The sequence below is a fragment of the Pseudomonas sp. GD03903 genome (assembly GCF_029840045.1).
GTDB lineage: Bacteria > Pseudomonadota > Gammaproteobacteria > Pseudomonadales > Pseudomonadaceae > Pseudomonas > Pseudomonas pseudonitroreducens.
Window position 1 is genome coordinate 53,928 of the sequence record NZ_JAOCBT010000024.1, and the last position, 20,662, is coordinate 74,589.

A 20,662-nucleotide genomic window follows, 5' to 3' on the forward strand; every position below is an offset into this window, starting at 1 on the left:
CTTGATGCTCGCCCATTTGCCGGAGTTCGCCCCATGAGCGACGCCATCACCATCGATTTCGTCTCCGACGTGGTCTGCCCCTGGTGTGCCATCGGCCTCAACGGCCTGCTGGAAGCCATGCGCCGGGTGGACGGCGAGCTGACCGTCGACTTGCGCATCAAACCCTTCGAGCTCAACGCCGACATGCCCGCGGAAGGCGAGGACCTGGTGGAGCACCTGCAGCGCAAATACGGCAGCAGCGCCGAGGACATCGCCCGAAACCAGGAACACTTGCGCTCCGTGGGCGAGGACGTTGGCGTGCACTTCGACCTGAAGAAGCGCAGCCGCATCTACAACACCTTCGACGCCCACCGTCTGCTGCACTGGGCGGCCGAGTCGCACCGCGACGTGGCGCTGAAGCAGGCGTTGCTGCATGCCTACTTCAGCGAAGGGCGCGACCCGAGCGACCCGGAAGTGCTGCTGGAGGTGGCCATCAGCGTCGGCCTGGATGCCGTGCGCGCGCGGGAAATCCTCGACAGCGACGCCTTCGCCGACGAGGTGGTAGCCGAAGAGGACTTCTACACCAGCCACGGTATCCGCGCCGTGCCGGCGGTGATCCTCAACGGCCGCCAGTTGATCTCCGGGGCGCAGAGCACCGACTACTACGAGCAGGCGCTACGCCAGGTGGCACGCAACGCACCGCTGCCGGAGTGACCTGGCCTTTCGCAGGAGCGAGCTTGCTGGCGAACCCGCCTGACGCTGGCGCCGCAGGGGAATCCGCTTCGCGAGCAAGCTCGCTCCTACAACCAGACGTAAGGCGCATAACCTGGAACAGGTTATCCGCCAGCCATTGCGCGGCGGATAACGCTGACGCGTCATGCGCCCTACGGAACTGGCGCCGCCGGGAAACCCGCTTCGCGAGCAAGCTCGCTCCTACAACCAGGTGTAGGGCGCATAACCTGGAACAGGTTATCCGCCAGCCTTTGCGCGGCGGATAACGCTGGCGCGTTATGCGCCCCACGGAACTGGCAACGCCGGGAAACCCGCTTCGCGAGCGAGCTCGCTCCTACAGTCGTGCCCTGCCCTGCGCAGGCGTAGGGCGCATAACCTGGAACAGGTTATCCGCCAGCCTTTCCGCGGCGGATAACGCTGGCGCGTTATGCGCCCTACGGAACTGGCACCGCCGGGAAACCCGCTTCGCGAGCAAGCTCGCTCCTACAGTCGAGGCGCTGCGGGGCATCCGCCCAAAGAAAAACGGCGCCCGAAGGCGCCGTTTCTCATGCTGCGTCAGCCGATCAGAGCGCCGACCAGCCGTCCATCTGACCGCCCAGGTCGGCGGAGTGCTCGGACAGCAGCGCCGCATAGCCGCTGATGTGCTCGTGGGAGAGCTCCATCACCGGGTAGGCCAGGACCTGCCAGGGCAGCTTGTCGTTGCCGTCGTACTCGGAGTACGCCACCTTCTGCCCGTTCTGCAGCAGCATGATGGCGAAGTCCAGGGCGGACTGCTCGTCCGGGAAGATCACCGCGAACTCCACCTCATGCTCGAGGGAGAGGTCTTCGCCGTCTTCCTGCAGGGCCCACAGGGCATCGCCGATTTCGTCTTCCGGGAAAAGCTGCTTGTCGCGGCTCATGTCACTGCTCCAATTCGATTTACAAAATGCCCGTTTTGGGCACGCCCGCGCAGGATACCCGTCCTGCATGACAGATGCCGGAAAATCTCGCCGACACCATTGCCTTCGGTGATGTTCACCATCACGGCGATTCACTTCCGCGCTTGCCCGCTCGGCGCGAGGATGCAGCCATCGGGCCTGCGCCCCTCCCACCTCGAGCCTGCGACCATGCACAGCCCAGACGCCGCCTACCGCATCACCTACATCACCCTGGACGAGGTGCAGTTGCACTTCGAAACCCAGGTCGCCGTCACCGACGAGGAAGGCGGCCTTGCCCTGCACAGCGCCGCCACCCGGCCTGAAGAACGCCGGGTACTGCGCGAGCTGATCTGCCAGGAGCAGGAACAGCAGGTCGCCTGACCTCAGGAAAGCTTAGACCCTGAACGACAAATGCCCCGCTCGCGCGGGGCATTTGTGTTACCCGCCAGGCATCACGCCTGCAACTGATTGCCGATCGGCAGGGTGCGGATGCGCTTGCCGGTCGCGGCGAACAGCGCATTGGCCAGCGCCGGCGCCAGCGGTGGCACACCCGGCTCGCCGACCCCGGTGGGCGGTTCGGCCGACGGCACGATGTGCACTTCCACCACCGGCATTTCGTTGATCCGCAGCACCTGGAAGTCGTGGAAGTTGGACTGGTCGACCTTGCCGTCGGTGAGGGTGATGGCGCTGTGCAGCGCCGCCGACAGGGCGAAGCCGATGCCACCTTCCATCTGCGCCCTGATTACGTCCGGGTTGATCGCCAGGCCGCAATCCACGGCGCAGACCACGCGGTCCACCTTGAAGCTCTTGTCGGCCTTGCAGGTCACCTCTACTACCTGGGCGACGAAGCTGCCGAACGACTCGTGCACGGCGATACCGCGGCCGCGCTGCTCGCCCTCCTTGCCCTTCTCCAGCGGCGCCAGCCAGTTGGCGCGCTGCGCCACCAACTCCAGCGCGCCGCGGTGACGTGGGTGCTGTTCCAGCAGCTTGCGGCGGAATTCGTACGGGTCCTGCCTGGCGGCGATGGCTGCCTCGTCGATCAGCGTCTCGGTGGAGAACGCCGTATGGGTGTGCCCCACCGAACGCCACCATTGGGTCGGCACGGTAACGTTCTCCGCCAGTGCCTGCTCGACGCGCAGGTTGGGCACGGCGTAGGGCAGGTCGGCGGCGCCCTCCACGGCGATCTTGTCGACGCCATCCTTGACCATGAACTTCTCGAACGGCGTGCCGATGATGAAGGATTGCCCGACCAGCCGCTGCTCCCAGCCCACCAGGTTGCCCTGGGCATCCACCGCCAGCCGCGCGCGGTGCAGGAAGGCCGGGCGGTAGTAGCCGGCGCGGGTGTCGTCCTCGCGGGTCCAGACCATCTTGATCGGCACCTTCACGCCCTGCTCGCGGGCGGCCTTGGCGATGGCGACCGCTTCCAGCACGTAGTCCGAGTGCGGGTTGGCGCGGCGCCCGAAGCTGCCACCGGCGTAGAGCTGGGTGATGCTCACCTGCTCGGGCTGCAGGCCCAGCAGTTGTGCCACCGACATCTGGTCACCGGTCTGCCACTGCTCACCGTTCCAGATCTGGCAGCCGTCCTCCTTGAGGAACACCACGCAATTCAGCGGCTCCATGGCCGCATGGGCGAGGTACGGGAACTGGTATTCCGCTTCGATCAGGTGCGCCGGTTTCTCCAGCGCCTTGGCCACATCGCCGTCATTGCGCGCCACCAGGCCCGGCTTGCTGGCCATGTCGCGGTACTGGGCGAAGATTTCCTTGCTGCCCATCTTGAAGGCCTTGCTCTCGTCCCACTCGACCTGCAATGCATCGCGGCCCTGGCGCGCGGCCCAGGTGTTCTTCGCCAGCACCGCGACACCGGCGAAACGCCGCTCGCTACCAGGGAACTGCACCACGTCGACCACGCCGGGCACGGCCTTGGCCTTGCTGGCGTCAACCTTCGCCGGCACCCCGCCGAAACGCGGCGGATGGGCGACCACGGCGACCAGCATGTCCGGCAGGTGCACGTCCTGGGTGAACTGCGCACTGCCATCGGTCTTGGATGGGCTGTCCTTGCGCGGCAACTGCACCTGGCCGATCAGTTTGAAGTCCTTCGGCTCCTTGAGCTTCACCTCCGCCGGCACCGGCTGTTTCGCCGCCGCCTCGGCCAGTTCGCCGAAGCTGGCCTTGCGCCCGGAAGGAGCGTGGCTGACGACGCCATCGTGCACTTCGATCTGTGCCGCCGGCACTTTCCACTGCTCCGCCGCCGCGCCCACCAGCATGGCGCGGGCGCTGGCGCCGGCCTTGCGCATCTGCTCGAAGGAGTTGGCCATGGCGTTGCTGCCACCGGTGCCCTGCAGGTTGCCGAACGCCAGGTTGGCGTAGCGCTTGGCGTCAGCCGGTGCGCCTTCGACCTGCACCTGGCTCCAGTCGGCGTCCAGTTCCTCGGCCACCAGGGTGGCGAGGCCGGTGTAGCTGCCCTGGCCCATCTCCACATGCTTGGCGATCACGGTGACGGTGCCATCGGGGGCGATTCGAACGAAGGCGTTCGCTTCGAAATCGCTGGTCGCCCGGGCGTCGCCCAGGTGGCTCAGCAACGGTGCAAAGTAGATGCCCAGGGCCAGGCCGCCGGCCCCGCGCAGGAACCCGCGGCGGCTGACGTTGAGGATGCTGCCGGCCTCGGCCGGCTGCTGGTCGATTCGGGGTTCGAGCATGGTATCGGTCCTCAGGCCAGGGTCTGGGCGGCGTCGTGGATGGCCGCGCGGATCCGCGCATAGGTGGCGCAGCGGCAGATGTTGCCGCTCATGGCAGCGTCGATGTCGGCGTCGCTGGGCTTCTTGTTCGAAGCCAGCAGCGCGGTGGCCGACATGATCTGCCCGGACTGGCAATAGCCGCACTGCACCACGTCGAGCTTGCGCCAGGCTTCCTGCACCGCCTTGCCGGCAGCCTGCTCGGCTACCGCTTCGATGGTGGTGATCTTCTTGCCGGCCACCGCCGCCAGCGGGGTAACGCAGGAGCGCGTCGGCTGGCCATCGATGTGCACGGTGCAAGCGCCGCACAGCGCCATGCCGCAGCCGTACTTGGTGCCGGTCAGCCCGGCGACGTCGCGTATGGCCCAGAGCAGCGGCATCTCGCCGGGAGCGTCGAGTTCATGGTCCTTGCCGTTCAGGTTCACGGTAATCATCAGGGGGTCACCTCTTCTGCGGGTGATGGGATGGGACGAAGCACGCGGGCCTCGATACGCAGTGGATTCAGCCTAGGCGCAAGCGCCGGCCCATGCCGCGACGATACGCGAGGAAGGCGCCGAGCGGTTTGCCTGGTTCTCTGGAGGCTTGCCTGATACTGCAGGGGATGTAGCGGCGTATAGATAGCTCTATTCCGAGCCTTTGCGGCCAACGCGCGCAGCTGAAGCCCAATTCGGAAATGCCACTGATGCTCTGCGTAGAATGGCGTGGAGCGCAGCGATACCCATGCTGTCGGTGCGCGGAATTGATGGGTATCGCTGCGCTCCACCCATCCTACAAACTACGCAGGGTGTGGTCGGTGCCGGCGGCGAGCGATCGCGGACAGAGTCCACTCCTACAGGGTGTCGAGCGCAAGCATAGGAGCGGACTCTGTCCGCGATCGTTTCCAGGCCATTCCGAAGCTCAGGCGCGGATTCGTGCGCACAAAAAAGCCACTCCGAAGAGTGGCTTTCACGCCTCACGGATGCCGGATCACTCCGGCATCTTCATCACCACACGGCCGCCGCCCGGGCAGGTTTCCATGTAGTAGTTGGCGTCGCGGTACTGGGCGAAGTCGAACACCCGGTCGATGCTCGGCTTGAGCAGCTGGTCGGCGGTCATCTGGTTGATCGCGGTCAGCGCCCGTTGCACGGCTTCGTCGTTGCGGGTCAGGCCGATCTCCGGTTGCCCGGTGAAGTCCAGCACGCAGTGACGGTAGAACTGCAGGTGCTTCTTGAACGCCGCGCAGGCCGGGAAGGCGGCGTCGTTGCCGCCGTTGATGCCGTAGAGGATCAGCTTACCGCGCGGCGCGGCGACGTCACCCAGCAGTTTCATCTGCGGGCCGGCGCACTGGTCGAGGACGATCTCCACGCCTTCACCCTTGGTGAAGCGTTCGACTTCCAGCACCAGGTCCTGCTCCTCGGTGTAGATGATCTTGTCCGCTCCCAGGCCCTTGAGGAACTCGCGGGTCTCCTCGTGGCTGGTGGTGGCGATCACCTGGGCGCCGAGCGCCTTGGCCAGTTGCACCGCCTGCGGAGCCAGGCAATGGCCAGCCTCGGTGATCAGCACGCGCTGGCCGGGCTTGATCTGGGCAAGCTCCACCAGGGCGAAATAGGAGTACATCAGGCCGGTGTAGTGCACCGCTGCCTCGACCGGCGAAAGAACGTCCGGATAGCGGGTCAGCGAGGTGCGCGGCAGGATGACGTGGTCGCCCCAGGCCGGGTACAGGTTCGGCGAGTTCGCCGGGAAACTGGCCACCGCCACGCCGGGCTCGAGGTCTTCCACGCCCTCGCCCACGGCTTCGACGATGCCGGAGAGTTCATAACCGATGCCCGCCGGCAACTTGGCCTGATCCGGGGCGAGGTTCTGCCGCCAGAGTACGTCGCGCCAACTGACGCCCAACGCCTGGGTGCGGATCAGTACTTCACCCGGCCCCGGTTGCGGGGTCGGCATTTCCTCGATCTTCAGGACCGAGGCGTCACCGAACTGGTGGAAACGGATCATGCGGGACATCACATACCTCGCCTTTGTAGTGCTTCATAGCCACGGACTCTATCCGGGCTTTAGAGGTGACGCCACCGTTCACCATTGATAATTGACATAAACGGCGATGATTCGGCCCGCATTGCAGGCCTTGTCCGGCGCGACTGCAAGGCTCTGCGGCGGGGCTGCGGGCGGGACCGGGGCGGCGCTGTTCATACAAGCTCAGACCACACCGCCGGGGCGAGATTCTCATTAAAAAAGTAGAAATTGATCAAGGACTTATCTGACAGACTTGACTCAGGACACGGTCGGCCTCACTTTTCCCCCATCGCCAGGGAGTCCCCATGAACCGCAACGACCTTCGCAAGGTTGATCTCAACCTGTTGATCGTTTTCGAGACGCTGATGCATGAACGCAGCGTGACCCGCGCCGCCGAGAAGCTGTTCCTCGGCCAGCCGGCGATCAGTGCGGCCCTGGCGCGCCTGCGCGGCCTGTTCGACGATCCGTTGTTCGTCCGCACCGGGCGCAGCATGGAACCCACCGCGCGGGCGCAGGAAATCTTCGGCCACCTATCGCCGGCGCTGGACTCCATCTCCACCGCCCTGAGCCGCGCCGCCGACTTCGACCCGGCGACCAGCAAGGCAGTGTTCCGCATCGGCCTGTCCGATGACGTGGAGTTCGGCCTGCTGCCGCCGCTGCTGCGCCGCCTGCGCTCGGAAGCGCCGGGCATCACTCTGGTGGTACGCCGCGCCAACTACCTGCTGATGCCGCAGTTGCTGTCGTCCGGGGAAATTTCTGTGGGCGTGAGCTACACCGACGAGCTGCCGGCCAACGCCAAGCGCAAGACCCTGCGTCGCAGCACCTGGAAGATCCTCCGGGCCGACTCGATTCCCGGCGCGCTGACCCTCGATGATTACTGCGCGCGCCCGCACGCGCTGGTGTCCTACGCCGGCGACCTGGACGGCTTCGTCGACCAGACCCTCGCCGAGATGGACCGCAAGCGCCAGGTAGTACTGGCCGTGCCGCAGTTCGTCGGCCTCGCCCAGTTGCTCGCCGGCACCGATATCATCGCCACCGTGCCCGAGTACGTGGCCCTGGCCCTGACCGCCGCCGGCGGCCTGCGCGCCGAGGACCCGCCCTTCCCCACCCGCCTGGCCGAGCTGTCGATGGTCTGGCGCGGCGCCCAGGACCAGGACCCGGCCGAGCGCTGGCTGCGCTCGCGCATCACCATGTTCGTGGGTGATCCGGACAGTCTCTGACGCCACCTTCGCCGTAGGGCGGATAACCCGGAACAGGTTATCCGCCGGCAACGACGCGGCGGATAACGCCTGGGGCGTTATTCGCCCTACGCGATTGCTACGTTCCGTTCACAGAAGAACCTGTAGGAGCGAGCTTGCTCGCGAACCTGCATGGCACAGTGCCTTTGGTGAAAAACTTCGCGAGCAAGCTCGCTCCTACAGATGCGACGCTGGCCGAGCATTGGTGCGAGGCGATTCCCTCACCCGAGCCCTCTCCCAGAGGGAGAGAGAGCCGTCCGTGCCGGCTGACGCTGTAGTTTCCTCCTGCACCGATCAATCCCCTCGCCCCCCGGGGAGAGGGTTAGAGTGAGGGCATAGACGCGGCGGATAACGCCCGAGGCGTTATTCGCCCTACGCGATTGCTACGTTCCGTTAGCAGAAGAACCTGTAGGAGCGAGCTTGCTCGCGAACCTGCATGGCACAGTGCCTTGGGTGAAAAACTTCGCGAGCAAGCTCGCTCCTACAAATACGACGCTGGCCGAGCATCGGTGCGAGGCGATTCCCTCACCCTAACCCTCTCCCTCTGGGAGAGGGTTAGGGTGAGGGCAGCCCGAGCGCACCAAACTATCCAGTAGAGCTTCCGGGCAATCCCCGTACCCACTTCTTCTATCTATTCATACGAATAGTGCAAAGGCTTTTATCACTCCACGTGATAATCAAAATTCTCTCGTTCGATTAGTTCCAGAGCCCCCGCGCACGCAGACTCCGCTCCATTAGAAATCCATAAACCAATTAGAACGCCGGAGTCTTTTCCATGGAGCGAAATCTGAACACCTTGCGTATTCCGTTGGCGTTGGCCGCCGTGCTGGTTCTCAGCGCCTGCGGCAAGGGCCAGGAGGCAGCACAGAACATGGCTGCCCCCAAGGTCAGCGTGGCGGATGTGATCGAACAGCCGATCAATGAATGGGACGAATTCACTGGTCGCCTGGAGGCTCCGGAATCCGTCGAACTGCGTCCGCGCGTGTCCGGCTATATCGACCGCGTCGCCTTCCGTGAAGGCGCCCTGGTGAAGAAAGGCGACCTGCTGTTCCAGATCGACCCGCGGCCGTTCCAGGCCGAGGTGCATCGCCTGGAAGCCCAGCTGCAACAGGCCCGCGCCAACCAGACCCGCACCGTCAACGAAGCGGCCCGTGGTGATCGCCTGCGCGCCACCAACGCCATCTCCGCGGAACTCGCCGATGCCCGCACCGCCGCCGCCACCGAGGCCAAGGCCGTGGTCGCCGCGACCCAGGCGGAACTGGACAACGCCCGCCTGAACCTGTCGTTCACCCAGATCACCGCGCCCATCGACGGCCGCGTCTCGCGCGCCGAAGTGACCGCCGGCAACCTGGTGAACAGCGGCCAGAGCCTGCTGACCACCCTGGTGTCCACCGACAAGGTCTACGCCTACTTCGACGCCGACGAGCGCGTCTACCTGAAGTACGTCGACCTCGCCCGCAAGGGCGGCCCGGATGCCCGCGGCACAAGTCCGGTGTACCTGGGCCTGACCGGCGAAGACGGCTTCCCCCACCAGGGCCGCCTGGACTTCCTCGACAACCAGGTCAACCCGAAGACAGGCACCATCCGCGGTCGCGCGGTGTTCGACAACGACGCCAACCAGTTCACCCCCGGCCTGTATGCCCGCATCAAGCTGGTCGGCAGCGGCACCTACCCCGCCGCGCTGATCAAGGACGAAGCGGTCGGCACCGACCTGGGCAAGAAGTTCGTGCTGGTGGTCGACAAGGACAGCAAGGCGCAGTACCGCGGCATCGAGCTGGGCCCCAAACTGGAAGGCCTGCGCATCGTCCGCACCGGCCTGGTGAAGGGTGATCGCATCGTGGTCAACGGCCTGCAACGGGTTCGCCCCGGTGCCCAGGTCGATGCCCAGGGTGTCGAGATGGCCAGCAAGGAAACCCTCGCCAACCTCGAAAACCAGCGTCGTGCGCTGGAGAGCCTCGAGGCGCCGAAGGTGGCCGAGAAATCCGCCAAGCCGGGCGCGCCGCGCGGCTGAGCACTCTCCGACTGAACCACCCCCTGTCTTAAACGATTGATGTACCAGGCCCTGTCCCACCAGGGCCTTGGGTGACCTTTGTCCCGGGTTTGGCGAACCGCAGCGTTCGCGACAGGAACCAGCCATGAACTTTTCGCAATTCTTCATCCAGCGGCCGATCTTCGCCGCCGTGCTCTCGCTGATCATCCTGATCGGCGGGGCCATCTCGCTGTTCCAGCTACCGATCAGCGAATACCCCGAAGTGGTCCCGCCCACCGTGGTGGTGCGCGCCAACTTCCCCGGCGCCAACCCCAAGGTGATCGGCGAGACCGTCGCCGCGCCGCTGGAACAGGCCATCACCGGCGTCGAGAACATGCTCTACATGTCCTCGCAGTCCACCGCCGACGGCAAGATGACCCTGACCATCACCTTCGCCCTGGGCACTGACCTGGACAACGCGCAGGTGCAGGTGCAGAACCGCGTGACCCGCACGCAGCCCAAGCTGCCCGAGGAAGTCACGCGCATCGGTATTACCGTCGACAAGGCCTCGCCCGACCTGACCATGGTCGTGCACCTGACCTCGCCGGATAACCGCTACGACATGCTCTACCTGTCCAACTACGCCATCCTCAACATCAAGGATGAGCTGGCGCGCCTGGATGGTGTAGGCGATGTGCAGCTGTTCGGCATGGGCGACTACTCGCTGCGCGTGTGGCTCGACCCGAACAAGGTCGCCTCGCGCAACCTGACCGCCACCGACGTGGTCGCCGCGATCCGCGAACAGAACCGCCAGGTAGCCGCCGGTTCCCTCGGCGCCCCGCCGGCGCCGAGCGACACCAGCTTCCAGCTGTCGATCAACACCCAGGGTCGCCTGGTCACCGAGGAAGAGTTCGAGAACATCGTCATCCGCAGCGGCCCCGACGGCGAGATCACCCGCCTGAAGGACATCGCCCGGGTCGAGCTCGGCTCCAGCCAGTACGCCCTGCGTTCGCTGCTGGACAACCAGCCGGCGGTCGCCATCCCGATCTTCCAGCGCCCCGGTTCCAACGCCATCGCCATCTCCAACCTGGTGCGCGAGAAGATGGCCGAGCTGAAGAAGGATTTCCCCCAGGGCGTGGACTATTCCATCGTCTATGACCCGACCATCTTCGTCCGCGGCTCCATCGAAGCGGTGGTGCACACCCTGTTCGAAGCGCTGATCCTGGTGGTGCTGGTGGTCGTGCTGTTCCTGCAGACCTGGCGCGCCTCGATCATCCCGCTGGCCGCCGTACCGGTCTCGCTGATCGGCACCTTCGCGGTGATGCACGCCTTCGGCTTCTCGCTCAACGCGCTATCCCTGTTCGGCCTGGTGCTGGCCATCGGCATCGTAGTGGACGACGCCATCGTGGTGGTGGAGAACGTCGAGCGGAACATCGGGCTGGGGCTCACCCCCGTCGAGGCGACCAAGCGCGCCATGAAGGAAGTGACCGGGCCGATCATCGCCACCGCCCTGGTGCTGTGCGCCGTGTTCATCCCGACCGCGTTCATCTCCGGCCTCACCGGGCAGTTCTACCGGCAGTTCGCGCTGACCATCGCGATCTCCACGGTGATCTCCGCGTTCAACTCGCTGACCCTGTCGCCGGCGCTGTCCGCCGTGCTGCTCAAGGGGCACCACGAGCCGAAGGATCGCTTCTCGGTGATCCTCGACAAGCTGCTGGGCAGCTGGTTGTTCCGTCCATTCAACCGCTTCTTCGATCGCGCCAGCCATGGCTACGTCGGCACCGTCACCCGCGTGCTGCGCGGCAGCTCCATCGCGCTGCTGCTGTATGCGGGCCTGATCGGCCTGACCTACCTGGGCTTCTCCAGCACCCCGACCGGCTTCGTGCCGCAACAGGACAAGCAGTACCTGGTGGCCTTCGCGCAACTGCCTGACGCCGCCACGCTGGACCGCACCGAAGCGGTGATCAAGCGCATGTCGGAAATCGCCGGCAAGCACCCGGGCATCGAGCACACCGTGTCCTTCCCCGGCCTGTCGATCAACGGCTTCACCAACAGCCCCAACAGCGGCATCGTCTTCACCCCGCTGAAGGACTTCAGCGAGCGTAAGGGCCCGGGCATGTCGGCCAACGAGATCGCCGCCGAGCTGAACAAGCAGTTCGCGGATATCCAGGACGCCTACATCGCGATCTTCCCGCCGCCGCCGGTACAGGGGCTGGGCACCATCGGCGGCTTCCGCCTGCAGATCGAGGACCGTGGCAACGCCGGTTACGAGGAGCTCTACGCACAGACCCAGAACATCCTCAACAAGGCCCGCGCTCTGCCGGAGCTGAACCCCATGTCGGTGTTCACCAGCTACCAGGTGAACGTGCCGCAGGTGGACGCTGCCATCGACCGCGAGAAGGCCAAGACCCATGGCGTGGCGATCAGCGACATCTTCGACACCCTGCAGGTCTACCTGGGCTCGCTGTACGCGAACGACTTCAACCGCTTCGGCCGCACCTACCAGGTGAACGTCCAGGGCGAGCAGCAGTTCCGTCTCGAACCCGAGCAGATCGGCCAGCTGAAGGTGCGCAACAACCAGGGTGAAATGGTCCCGCTGGCGACCTTCATCAAGATCAGCGACACCGCCGGTCCCGACCGCGTGATGCACTACAACGGCTTCATCACCGCCGAGATCAACGGCGCCGCCGCACCGGGCTACAGCTCCGGCCAGGCCGAGGCCGCCATCGAGCGCCTGCTCAAGCAGGAGCTGCCCAATGGCATGACCTACGAATGGACCGAGCTGACCTACCAGCAGATCCTCGCTGGCAACTCCGCGATCTACGTGTTCCCGCTCTGCGTGCTGCTCGCCTTCCTGGTGCTGGCCGCGCTGTACGAGAGCTGGGGCCTGCCGCTGGCGGTGATCCTGATCGTGCCGATGACCCTGCTGTCGGCCATTGCGGGCGTGATCCTGTCCGGTGGCGACAACAACATCTTCACCCAGATCGGCCTGATCGTACTGGTGGGCCTGGCGTGCAAGAACGCGATCCTGATCGTCGAGTTCGCCAAGGATAAACAGGATGAAGGCATGGACCGCCTGAGCGCGGTACTGGAAGCCTGCCGCCTGCGTCTGCGGCCGATCCTGATGACCTCCATCGCCTTCATCATGGGCGTGGTGCCCCTGGTGCTGTCGTCCGGCGCCGGCGCCGAAATGCGCCATGCCATGGGTGTCGCGGTGTTCTCCGGGATGCTCGGCGTGACCTTCTTCGGCCTGCTGCTGACCCCGGTCTTCTATGTGCTGATCCGCCGCTTCATGGAAGCCCGTGAAGCGAAGAAGCAGGCGCGTGCTGCCCTGAGCCACACGAACCATAACGAGGCCCATCAGGCATGAGCGTCATGACCATCAATGCTGTGAGCAAGAGTGCCGTGAAACTGTTCGTCCCTTCCCTGCTCGCGCTGGCCCTCAGCGCGTGCATGGTCGGCCCCGACTACCAGAAGCCGGACACCGCGCCGGCCCAGCTGGACAGCAATGCCCAGGCGAATAACTACGACCGCAGCCGTTACGAAGACGCCTGGTGGAAACAGTTCGACGATCCAGTGCTGACCCAACTGGTCGACCAGTCCCTCAAGGAAAACCGCGAGCTGCGTGTGGCCTATGCCCGCGTGCTGGCTTCGCGGGCGATCCGCGACGACGTGGCGAATGACCGTTTCCCCACGGTCACCAGCCGCGCCGAAGGCCAGGTCGGCAAGGGCCAGGTGCCCGGCCAGACCGAGGACCGGGTCAACCAGGAGCGCTACGACCTGGGCCTGGACATGATCTGGGAAGTCGACCTGTTCGGCCGTGTACGCCGCCAGCTGGAATCCAGCGACGCGCTGAGTGCAGCCACCGTGGCCGACCTGCAGCAACTGCAGGTCAGCCTGATCGCCGAGCTGGCCGATGCCTACGGGCAGCTGCGCGGTGCGCAACTGCGCGAAAGCATTGCCAGGAGCAACCTGCAGAACCAGCGCGAATCCCGCGACCTGACCATCCAACTGCGTGACGCCGGTGTCGGCAGCGAGCTGGACGTGCAGCGCGCCGAAGCGCGCCTGGCCTCCACCGAAGCCAGCGTGCCGCAACTGCAGGCCGAGGAAGTGCGCCAGCGCAACCGCATCGCCACCCTCCTCGGCCAGCGCCCGGACGCGCTCTCCGTGGACCTGTCGCCGAAGAAACTCCCGGCCATCGCCAAGGCGTTGCCGATCGGTGATCCGGGTGAGCTGCTACGCCGCCGGCCGGATGTCGCCTCCGCCGAACGCCGCCTGGCGGCCGCCACCGCGGATGTGGGCGTGGCCACCGCCGACCTGTTCCCGAAAGTCAGCCTCGGCGGCTTCCTCGGCTACACCGCTGGTCGCGGTTCGCAGATCGGTTCGTCCGCCGCCAGTGCCTGGGGCGTCGCCCCGAGCATCACCTGGGCGGCCTTCGACCTGGGCAGCGTGCGCGCTCGCCTGCGTGCCTCCAAGGCCGATGCCGACGGCGCCCTGGCGACCTACGAGCAGCAGGTCCTGCTGGCGCTGGAGGAGTCGTCGAACGCCTTCAGCGACTACGGCAAGCGCCAGCAGCGCCTGGTCTCGCTGGTGCGCCAGTCCGAAGCCAGCCGCAACGCCGCGCAACAGGCCGGCCTGCAATACCGCGAGGGCACCGTGGACTTCCTCAACCTGCTGGACGCCGAGCGCGAACAACTGGCCGCCGAGGACGCCCAGGCCCTGGCGGAAGTCGACGTGTATCGCGGCATCGTGGCGATCTACAAGGCCCTCGGCGGCGGCTGGCAGCCGACACCGGCGGCCTGATCGGTCCTCCCCGGTCGAGAACTTCTCGACCGTTCTGGCCCTGCGGTCTGACGCTCCGGACCGCGGGGCTTTTTTATGCTCGCGGCACGGCGCCGACTCCTAGCTATTGGCACGCCTGTTCCAAAATCTGTCAGATACTTAGATGCTGATCAGTATTTTCCGATAGCAAATAAAAATAAGCTGAAGCTGGTCAGAATTCAGAATTCACCGACATCAGGAATCAGGGAAGCCCGGCCGTGCCCAACCAACAGGTCGAGAGTAATCCACCCCCAACCGGCAACGCCGAGCTATGTCAGCTACTCCATGGCGTCAGGCGTGGCGAGGTCATCCACCCCCAACTGAAGCGGCTCCTGGTCCACCTGGGATTCGCCGAATTCCGTGGCCTGCGCCTTGCACTCACGGGCAAGGGCTCGCTCCTTCTGGAGCCCTGAGCTTGGGCTGAGCGCCGCTGGCCGTTATGATCCGGGACCGGCTTGCCAGGGATCAAAGGAGTTCGGTCCTACTCTGGCCTAGACTCTCTATATCGGACTTTTCAGACAAGGACCCGCCGTGGACGCCACTGCCCATTTCATCCCGCTCGACCCCACGTCCCTCTTCATCACCCTCGGCATCCTTGTCTTCGGCATGTTCATGCTGGGGATCGGCTTCACCATCCGCCAGCGCCCAGTGGGCGTATTCCTCATGTGGGTCGGCACGCTGAGCATGCTGTCGATCATCGCCTACCGCATCTATATCGCGACGTCGGTCTGACCGTCTCCCTCGCCTGAAAGCAATCGCGGACGAAGTCCGCTCCTACGAAAGCTCCAAGCCTGCGTAGGAGCGGACTCCGTCCGCGATTGGCATCCGACAACGCCGAATTTCGCCTATTTCTCCATTGCCCGCGCATACCCTCTGGGCGAGAAACGCAACGTCACGCCCAGCATCAGCACCACCGACACCGCCAGCAGGATCCAGGAGGCCTGGAAGCTTCCGGTGCTGTCGCGCAGCCAGCCGGTGACGTAGGGCACGATGCCGGTGACGATGAAGCCGATGCCCTGCACAAAGGCCGCCAGGCGCCCCGCCGCACCGGCGTCGGCCAGGTGGTCGAGGGTCAACGTCAGGCTCAGGGCAAAGCACGCGCCCAGGCCGTAGCCGATCAGCGCCACCCAGAGGCCCGGCAGGTGCAGTGGCGCCGAGATCAGCCCGATGAAGCCGCCGAGCTGGATCAGCAGGCACAGGCACAACCAGCCGCGGCGATCCAGCGAGCGGCGGATCAGCAGCGGGACGGTCAACGCGGCAATCACCTGGAAAATGGTCATCAGGCCGATCAACTGGCCACTGGCCTGGGCGCTCCAGCCCAGTTGCCGGTAATAAACCGGCAGCCACGCCACCATGCTGGTGTAGCCGCCATTGATCAGGCCGAAGTACAAGGCCAGCAGCCACGCCCGGCGGCTACCGAAATAATGCTGCACCTTCTGCTTGGGCGGCGCAGCCACGGGGGTTTCCCGCGGGCGGGCCAGGCTCCACAGCAGCAGGCCGACGATGGCCAGCAGCATCCAGGCGCCGAGGCCGTCCTGCCAGCGGTGGAAGTGCTCCGACACCACTGGCGCCAGCACCGCGGCGCTACCGCCACCGGCCATCAGTGACGCCGAATACAGGCCCATCGCGGATGGCACCTTGTGCGGGAACCAGCGCTTGATCACGCCCGGCACGAACGCCTGGATCACCGCCACCCCGCAACCGGCCAGCACGGCGCTGGCGATCAGCGCCAAGCCGCTGTCCAGCAGCAGCCGCCAGAAGCATGCCGCGCCGATAGCCAGCAGGCCGAACAGCATGCCCCGGTTCTCACCCAGGCGCGGGCCGACCCAGGGCAGGCCCAGCGCAAACAGGCCCATGCACAGCACCGGTAGCACGGTCAGCATCGACAGGCCCTGGAAGCCCAGGCCGGTGGCGTCGTGGATATCGGCGAGCAGCGGGCCGATGGAAGTGAGGATCGGCCGCAGGTTGATGCCCAGCGCAACGATCACCAGCAGGCCGATCCAGCCGGCGCGGACACCCTGTTCGCTGCTGGCCGGCCCACTCGCCATGGCGACACTGCGGCTCACGAGCGAAGCTCCTGCCAGTGCTTGTAGAGCCCTTCTTCACCCACAGGGCGCAACGCACGCAGCGGCACCGCCTGCCACTGTGGCGGCTGGGCCATCTGCTGGTAGACCGCAGCGGTGGACAAGCCGAACGGCTCGCCATCGTCATTGGAATAGGCGAAATACGCGCCCTCCACGCCGCACAGGTGCATGGCCGCCAGGCACATCGGGCACGGGTGGCCGCTGGCGTAGATCACGCAGCCGTCCAGGCGCGACATTCCCAGCACGGCCGAGGCGCGGCGGATCGCCAGCAGCTCGGCGTGGGCGGTGGGGTCGAAATCCAGGTGGATGGAGTTGGCGGCGCGGGCAATCACCCGGCCGTCCTTGACCAGCACGGCGCCGAACGGGCGGCCGCCGGCCTCGATATTGTCGCGGGCCAGTTGCAGGGCCTCGCGCATGAAGACTTCGTGTGACATGGCAGTTTCCAGCAAATCAATCGGTTCAGTGCGCGCCGGCGGCTTCCAGCATTCTGGCGATGGTGGTCTGGTTGCGCTGGCGGGCGTGTTGCAGCGGCGTGACGCCGTCGTTGTCGGCCAGGTTCAGGTTCGCCCCGGCTTCTATGAGTTGCTTGACGATGGCCTGGTGACGCGGGCCGCCGTCGCTGAGCAGGATGGCTTCGAGCAACCCGGTCCAGCCCAGCTTGTTGACGTGGTCGGGATCGACGCCAGCCTCGAGCAGCCGCGCCACGACTTCCACGTGGCCACGCTCGCACGCCGGAATCAGCGCGGTGCCGCCGTAGCGGTTGGTACTGCGCAGGTCGGCGCCGTGGGCCAGGGTCAGCTGGAGAATTTCCAGGCGCCCCGCCGCACCCGCCAGCAGATAGGCGCTGTCGTGGATGCGGTTCTGCCGGTTGACGTCAGCCCCGGCGGCAACCAGCAGCCGCGCCACTGCCACGCGGTTTCCGGCGGTCGCCAGGAGCAGCGGCGTATTGCCCTGGCCGTCGGTCACGTCCACCGCCACACCGCGCTTGAGCAAGGTCGCCACTTCGGCTTCGCGGCCTTCGCTGGCCGCGCCGAGCAGCGCGTCGGCGGCGGCACGGCTGTGTACGTCTTCGGTCTGGATGGTCGGCATGTCCATTGGCGCTCCCCCTGCTGGCTGTCGTGCGTCTACTCACGCTCAAGCAAATGAGCAGCAGCAGTATGACGAAGGGATGTTCTATGCTGAAATTAAATAGAAACATGACTTTCAGTGGGAATCACAATGCTTGACCCCAACCTCCTGCGCAGCTTCGTGATGGTGGTGGATGCCGGCAACTTCACCCGCGCCGCCGAACTGCTGCACCTCACCCAGTCCACCGTCAGCCAGCAGATCCTCCGTCTGGAGCAGAGCCTGGACTGTCGCCTGCTGGATCGCAGCCAGCGCCAGGTGCTCCCCACCGAACAGGGCGAACGCTTGCTGGGCTATGCGCGGCGCATCCTCGAACTGGGCTCGGAGGCGCGCGAGGCGCTGAGCAGCGAGCACAGCGAGGGCGTGCTGCGCCTGGGGATGCCGGAGGACTTCGCCGGCGAACGGATGATGCCGCTGCTGGCGGCCTTCAGCGCCGAACGCCCGCGGCTGCGCCTGGAGGTTTCCAGCGGCCTCAGCCAGGAGTTGCTGCGCCAGTACCGCAGCGGCGAGCTGGACCTGGCGCTGGTCAAGCAATGGGGCGCGGACAGCGACTGCCTCGCCCATTGGCCCGAACCGCTGGCCTGGCAGGACAGCGCCGCGACGCCTGCCGCTGCGCGTGATCCGCTGCCGCTGGTGGTCTTCCCGCTGGGCGCGCTGTATCGCCAGGAGATGATCCACGCTCTGGAGGCCAGCGGCCGGCGCTGGCGCATCAGCTACAGCAGCGCCAGCCTGGCGAGCCTGTCGGCGGCAGTGGCGGCGGGCATGGGGGTCAGCCTGCTGCCTCTGCGTGGCCGACACGAAGGCCATCGCGTACTGACCGCCGACGAAGGCTTTGCGCCCATCGAGGGGCTGGAGCTGGCGCTCTACGCCCGTCCCGAGCTGGGCAGCGCCGGGCGCAGCCTGTGCGAGCAGCTGCGCGAACTCTGCTCGCAGTTGGCCGCGGTTACGCGGGCGTAGAAAGACGCTCGAGGAACTGCTCGGCCGGCACCGGCTTGCCGAGCAGGAAGCCCTGCAGCGAATCACAGCCCAGGCGGGTAAGGAAGTTCTGCTGGCCGGAGGTTTCCACCCCCTCGGCGACGATGCGCAGGTCCAGTGCCTGACCCAGCGCGACGATGGCCGAGACGATGGCGGCATCGTCGCTGTCCTGTTCCAGGTCACGGACGAAGCCGCGGTCGATCTTCAGTTCGTTGGCCGGCAGGCGCTTGAGGTAGAGCAGGCTGGAATAGCCGGTGCCGAAGTCGTCGATGGACAGGTCCACGCCCATGTCCGACAGCCTGCCGAGGATTTCCAGGCTGGAGTCGGCATCGCGCATGGCCGTGGTTTCGGTGATCTCCAGGGTCAGGCAGCGCGCCGGCAACTGGTGGCGTTGCAGCGCCTCGGCCACCGACTGCACCAGCGCGGCATGGCAGAACTGCAGGGCCGAGAGATTCACTGCCACACGCCAGCTTTCGTGGCCCTGCAGGTACCACTCGCGCATCTGCCGGCAGGCTTCGTCCAGCACCCAGTCGCCGATGGGGATGATCAGCCCGGTGCGCTCGGCCAGGGCGATGAAGGTGTCGGGCATCAGCAGACCGCGTTGCGGATGCTGCCAGCGCAGCAGCGCCTCGGCGCCGATGGGTTCGCCGCTGGCAGCGAACTTGGGCTGGTAATGCAGGGTGAACTCGCGACGCTCCAGGGCCGCGCGCAGGTCGTGCAGCAGCTGCAGGTGATTGCGCGCGTTGGTATTCATCGACTGCTCGAAGAAGCTGTAGCCGTTCTTGCCGTTGCCCTTGGCGTGGTACATCGCCGCGTCGGCGTTGCGCAGCAGCTCGTGCTGGCTGGCGCCGTCGCCGGGATAGACCACGATGCCGATGCTGGTAGCGATGCGCAGTTCCTGCCCGGCCACCTGGAACGGCTGGGCCAGCAGGTTGACCTGCTGGCTGGCGACGGTCACCGCGTCTTCCGCCTCGGCCAGTTCGGCGAGCACCACGAACTCGTCGCCGCCGATGCGCGCCACGGTGTCTTCGCTGCGCAGGCTGTCGCGCAGGCGCTGGGCCACGGCCTTGAGCAGCAGGTCGCCGACGTGGTGGCCGAAGGCGTCGTTGACCGGCTTGAAGCCGTCCAGGTCAAGGAACATCAGCGCGAAATGCCCGCCGCTGCGCTGCACCTTGGCGATCATCTGCTCGATGCGATCTTCCAGCAGGATACGGTTGGGCAGGCGCGTGAGGTTGTCGTGCAGGGCAAGCTGGGTCAGCTCCTGGTTGGCCTGCGCCAGCGACGAGGTGAGTTGCGCCGTGCGCGACTCCAGACGGGCATCGAGCACCGAGGTGAGCAACGCAATGCCGATCACCGCCAGGGTGACGACGATGATCAGCAACGCCAGCCAGTCGCTGTCCAGCCCGCTGGGTGAGGCGCCGCAGAAGCTGCCCTCAGGGAAACGCGCGGCGGCCATGCCGGTGTAGTGCATCCCGACGATGGCCACGCCCATCACCAGCGCCGCGCCAACGCGGGCCAGGCGCACATAGGGCGTGTTGTGCCGCAGCTTGAAGGCGATCCACAGCGCGGCGCCGGAGGCCGCCACGGCGATCAGCAGGGACAGGCCGAACAGCGTCGGGTCGTAGTCGATACCCGGCTGCATCAGCATCGCGTACATGCCCAGGTAGTGCATGCAGCTGATCCCGGCGCCCATGGCCAGCGCGCCGCAGATCAGCTGCCAGAGCGGCAGCCGGTCCTGGCTGACCAGCGCCAGGGCGAAGCCCGAGCTGAGCACGGCGATGGCCAGTGACAGCAGGGTCAGCGTGAGGTCATAGCCCAGCGCGATGGGCAGGCTGAAGGCAAGCATGCCGATGAAATGCATCGACCAGACGCCGATGCCCATGGCTACCCCGCCGCCGCCGATCCACAGCAGCACCGGCCAGCCGCGGGTGGTCGCGATGCGCCCGGCCAGGTCCAGGGCGGTGTAGGACGCCAGCATGGCGACGCACAGCGAAATCAGGACCAGGGCGGGATCGTAACTACCGGTAAGCATGGGGGCTCTCAGATGGACTCACGCGATCCCTGCGCGCAAAAGTCCGGAATTCTAGCGAAAACC

The 20,662-nt window shown here is 66.0% G+C and carries 16 protein-coding genes; 8 read left to right on the top strand and 8 right to left on the bottom strand.

Annotation, left to right across the window (positions count from 1 at the left end; translation table 11 throughout):
- Positions 1-33 precede the first annotated feature (33 nt).
- On the top strand, positions 34-693 hold the full coding sequence (locus N5C91_RS27185; RefSeq protein ID WP_279833327.1) for a DsbA family oxidoreductase: 660 nt from the start codon (positions 34-36) through the stop codon (positions 691-693).
- Between the two features lie 581 nt (positions 694-1,274).
- On the opposite strand, the gene N5C91_RS27190 is transcribed toward N5C91_RS27185, so the two are convergent.
- Positions 1,275-1,610 (bottom strand): ribonuclease E inhibitor RraB, encoded by a 336-nt coding sequence (locus N5C91_RS27190; protein ID WP_024762270.1) that lies wholly within the window; start codon positions 1,608-1,610, stop codon positions 1,275-1,277.
- A 207-nt stretch (positions 1,611-1,817) separates the two neighbouring features.
- Here N5C91_RS27190 and ptrC point away from each other — a divergent pair, with 207 nt between their 5' ends.
- Positions 1,818-2,009 (top strand): type III secretion system co-regulatory protein PtrC, encoded by a 192-nt coding sequence (gene ptrC, locus N5C91_RS27195; protein ID WP_279833329.1) that lies wholly within the window; start codon positions 1,818-1,820, stop codon positions 2,007-2,009.
- 71 nt (positions 2,010-2,080) lie between these two features.
- Here ptrC and N5C91_RS27200 read toward each other — a convergent pair whose 3' ends face one another.
- The 3 genes from N5C91_RS27200 to N5C91_RS27210 all read right to left on the bottom strand — a co-directional run bounded on the left by N5C91_RS27200 (position 2,081) and on the right by N5C91_RS27210 (position 6,346).
- A complete protein-coding gene (locus N5C91_RS27200) occupies positions 2,081-4,324 on the bottom strand; it encodes a xanthine dehydrogenase family protein molybdopterin-binding subunit (protein WP_279833330.1) in 2,244 nt (747 codons plus the stop codon).
- Positions 4,325-4,335: 11 nt separating this feature from the next.
- The gene (locus tag N5C91_RS27205) at positions 4,336-4,794 is read right to left on the bottom strand and encodes a (2Fe-2S)-binding protein (RefSeq protein ID WP_081516800.1); all 459 of its coding nucleotides are present in this window, start codon (positions 4,792-4,794) and stop codon (positions 4,336-4,338) included.
- 532 nt (positions 4,795-5,326) lie between these two features.
- Entirely contained in the window at positions 5,327-6,346 is a 1,020-nt protein-coding gene (locus N5C91_RS27210; protein WP_236175583.1) for a zinc-dependent alcohol dehydrogenase family protein, read from the bottom strand.
- Between the two features lie 314 nt (positions 6,347-6,660).
- Here N5C91_RS27210 and N5C91_RS27215 point away from each other — a divergent pair, with 314 nt between their 5' ends.
- The 5 genes from N5C91_RS27215 (at position 6,661) to N5C91_RS27235 (ending at position 15,115) form a co-directional block, all read left to right on the top strand.
- Complete coding sequence (locus tag N5C91_RS27215) at positions 6,661-7,575, top strand: LysR family transcriptional regulator (RefSeq protein ID WP_233298698.1); 915 nt, start codon at positions 6,661-6,663, stop codon at positions 7,573-7,575.
- A 793-nt stretch (positions 7,576-8,368) separates the two neighbouring features.
- Positions 8,369-9,604: a multidrug efflux RND transporter periplasmic adaptor subunit MexE gene (gene mexE, locus N5C91_RS27220; protein ID WP_279833332.1), complete on the top strand. Its 1,236-nt coding sequence runs from the start codon at positions 8,369-8,371 to the stop codon at positions 9,602-9,604.
- Positions 9,605-9,728: 124 nt separating this feature from the next.
- Positions 9,729-12,932 carry an efflux RND transporter permease subunit gene (locus tag N5C91_RS27225; RefSeq protein ID WP_054910137.1) on the top strand — a complete coding sequence of 1,068 codons (3,204 nt, stop codon included), beginning with the start codon at positions 9,729-9,731 and terminating at the stop codon, positions 12,930-12,932.
- 5 nt (positions 12,933-12,937) lie between these two features.
- Positions 12,938-14,365, top strand: coding sequence for a TolC family protein (locus N5C91_RS27230; protein WP_279833335.1), 1,428 nt, complete (start codon positions 12,938-12,940; stop codon positions 14,363-14,365).
- Between the two features lie 549 nt (positions 14,366-14,914).
- Entirely contained in the window at positions 14,915-15,115 is a 201-nt protein-coding gene (locus tag N5C91_RS27235) for a hypothetical protein (protein ID WP_024762279.1), read from the top strand.
- 113 nt (positions 15,116-15,228) lie between these two features.
- On the opposite strand, the gene N5C91_RS27240 is transcribed toward N5C91_RS27235, so the two are convergent.
- Genes N5C91_RS27240 through N5C91_RS27250 form a run of 3 tightly spaced genes read right to left on the bottom strand, consistent with a single transcriptional unit; the run spans position 15,229 to position 17,562 of the window.
- Positions 15,229-16,431: a CynX/NimT family MFS transporter gene (locus N5C91_RS27240; protein ID WP_236200361.1), complete on the bottom strand. Its 1,203-nt coding sequence runs from the start codon at positions 16,429-16,431 to the stop codon at positions 15,229-15,231.
- Between the two features lie 14 nt (positions 16,432-16,445).
- Positions 16,446-16,901, bottom strand: coding sequence for a nucleoside deaminase (locus N5C91_RS27245; RefSeq protein WP_279833337.1), 456 nt, complete (start codon positions 16,899-16,901; stop codon positions 16,446-16,448).
- Between the two features lie 25 nt (positions 16,902-16,926).
- The gene (locus N5C91_RS27250) at positions 16,927-17,562 is read right to left on the bottom strand and encodes an ankyrin repeat domain-containing protein (protein ID WP_236175902.1); all 636 of its coding nucleotides are present in this window, start codon (positions 17,560-17,562) and stop codon (positions 16,927-16,929) included.
- Positions 17,563-17,685: 123 nt separating this feature from the next.
- Between N5C91_RS27250 and N5C91_RS27255 the strand changes: the two genes are divergently transcribed.
- Complete coding sequence (locus tag N5C91_RS27255) at positions 17,686-18,549, top strand: LysR substrate-binding domain-containing protein (RefSeq protein ID WP_236175903.1); 864 nt, start codon at positions 17,686-17,688, stop codon at positions 18,547-18,549.
- Here the strand turns inward: N5C91_RS27255 and N5C91_RS27260 are convergent.
- The gene (locus N5C91_RS27260; protein ID WP_279833340.1) at positions 18,536-20,599 is read right to left on the bottom strand and encodes an EAL domain-containing protein; all 2,064 of its coding nucleotides are present in this window, start codon (positions 20,597-20,599) and stop codon (positions 18,536-18,538) included. The genes N5C91_RS27255 and N5C91_RS27260 overlap by 14 nt on opposite strands.
- Positions 20,600-20,662: the final 63 nt, after the last annotated feature.

Excerpts from the sequence above, each read along its gene's own strand:
- N5C91_RS27185 (WP_279833327.1), top strand. The coding sequence starts at position 34 with ATGAGCGACGCCATCACCATCGATTTCGTCTCCGACGTGGTCTGCCCC.
- N5C91_RS27190 (WP_024762270.1), bottom strand. The coding sequence starts at position 1,610 with ATGAGCCGCGACAAGCAGCTTTTCCCGGAAGACGAAATCGGCGATGCC.
- ptrC (WP_279833329.1), top strand. The coding sequence starts at position 1,818 with ATGCACAGCCCAGACGCCGCCTACCGCATCACCTACATCACCCTGGAC.
- N5C91_RS27200 (WP_279833330.1), bottom strand. The coding sequence starts at position 4,324 with ATGCTCGAACCCCGAATCGACCAGCAGCCGGCCGAGGCCGGCAGCATC.
- N5C91_RS27205 (WP_081516800.1), bottom strand. The coding sequence starts at position 4,794 with ATGATTACCGTGAACCTGAACGGCAAGGACCATGAACTCGACGCTCCC.
- N5C91_RS27210 (WP_236175583.1), bottom strand. The coding sequence starts at position 6,346 with ATGTCCCGCATGATCCGTTTCCACCAGTTCGGTGACGCCTCGGTCCTG.
- N5C91_RS27215 (WP_233298698.1), top strand. The coding sequence starts at position 6,661 with ATGAACCGCAACGACCTTCGCAAGGTTGATCTCAACCTGTTGATCGTT.
- mexE (WP_279833332.1), top strand. The coding sequence starts at position 8,369 with ATGGAGCGAAATCTGAACACCTTGCGTATTCCGTTGGCGTTGGCCGCC.
- N5C91_RS27225 (WP_054910137.1), top strand. The coding sequence starts at position 9,729 with ATGAACTTTTCGCAATTCTTCATCCAGCGGCCGATCTTCGCCGCCGTG.
- N5C91_RS27230 (WP_279833335.1), top strand. The coding sequence starts at position 12,938 with ATGACCATCAATGCTGTGAGCAAGAGTGCCGTGAAACTGTTCGTCCCT.
- N5C91_RS27240 (WP_236200361.1), bottom strand. The coding sequence starts at position 16,431 with ATGGCGAGTGGGCCGGCCAGCAGCGAACAGGGTGTCCGCGCCGGCTGG.
- N5C91_RS27245 (WP_279833337.1), bottom strand. The coding sequence starts at position 16,901 with ATGTCACACGAAGTCTTCATGCGCGAGGCCCTGCAACTGGCCCGCGAC.
- N5C91_RS27250 (WP_236175902.1), bottom strand. The coding sequence starts at position 17,562 with ATGGACATGCCGACCATCCAGACCGAAGACGTACACAGCCGTGCCGCC.
- N5C91_RS27255 (WP_236175903.1), top strand. The coding sequence starts at position 17,686 with ATGCTTGACCCCAACCTCCTGCGCAGCTTCGTGATGGTGGTGGATGCC.
- N5C91_RS27260 (WP_279833340.1), bottom strand. The coding sequence starts at position 20,599 with ATGCTTACCGGTAGTTACGATCCCGCCCTGGTCCTGATTTCGCTGTGC.